The 1,040-nt window shown below is 74.2% G+C and carries 1 protein-coding gene; it reads left to right on the top strand.

What is annotated here, in order from left to right; genetic code table 11:
• Positions 1-1,007: beta-ketoacyl reductase (locus V7793_RS37850; protein ID WP_336014287.1), on the top strand; the 1,007-nt coding region annotated here is incomplete at its 5' end.
• Positions 1,008-1,040 lie beyond the last annotated feature (33 nt).

Below are 1,040 nucleotides of genomic sequence, written 5' to 3'. Positions count from 1 at the left end.
TGCGCGCACAGGGCGTCGACGCGCGGGCCCACGCCGTCGACATCGGTGACGCGCCGGCCGTGCGGCGGCTCCTGGCGGATCTCGAAGCGGACGGCCGTCCCGTCCGGACGGTCGTGCACGCGGCGATGCACCTCGACGACGACGCGCTGACGGAGCTCACCGACGAACGGCTCCGCTCCGTCCTCGCCCCGAAATGGACCGGGGCCCTCCTGCTGGACGAGCTGTGCCCGCAGGCGGACTTCGTCGTCTACTCCTCGATCAGCGCCGCCGTCGGGATCGCGCACCAGAGCGCCTACGCGGCGGCCAACCTCGCGATGGAAGCGCTCGTGCGGGCGCGGCGGGCCGCGGGCCGCCCCGGTCTGGCCGTGGCCTGGGGCGCCATCGACCGCGTCGGCTACGTCGCCCGCAACAACCTGACCCCCGTCCTGAGCGCCCTCGGCGCCCTCCCCGTCGATCCGGGCGACGCCCTGACCGCGCTGGAGGACATGCTCGTCAGGAAGACGGAGGGTGCCGCGTTCGCCCGCCTGGACTGGGGCCGGGCCATGACGCTCCTCCCGGCCCTGCACGGCCCCCGCTTCGCCGCCGTCCTGCCCACCGCCGTCGAGGGCACCACCTGGCGCCTGGAAGAGCTCCTGGAACAGCTCGCCGGCGCCTCCGCCGCCGAGGGCCACGTCCTCGTCGAGGACCTGATCACGTCCATGGTCGCCGACACGCTGCGCATGCCGCCGGAGGAGGTCGACCGGCACCGGCCGCTGCAGCAGTACGGCATGGACTCGCTCATGGGGATGGAGATGCTCGCCAAGTTCCGCAAGCACCTCAACCAGGAGGTGCCGGTCATGGAGCTGCTGCACTCCGACGGCTCCATCCACGGCATCACCGAGACCGTCCTGCCCCACCTCCTCAAGCAGGCCCGGGCGGGCACGCCGGCGGACGGGCTCCCGGCGCTGCCGGCCCTGCCCGGCACGCTCCCCGCCCTGACCGGCGGCCGGAAGGCGGGTGAGGCGTGACCGTCCTGATCACCGGCGCCACGGGCTTCCTCG

Source organism: Streptomyces sp. KLMMK (assembly GCF_036961605.1).
Taxonomy (GTDB): domain Bacteria; phylum Actinomycetota; class Actinomycetes; order Streptomycetales; family Streptomycetaceae; genus Streptomyces; species Streptomyces telluris.
The sequence above is the reverse complement of the archived record's forward strand: the minus strand, read 5'-3'. Positions and strand labels throughout refer to the sequence as shown.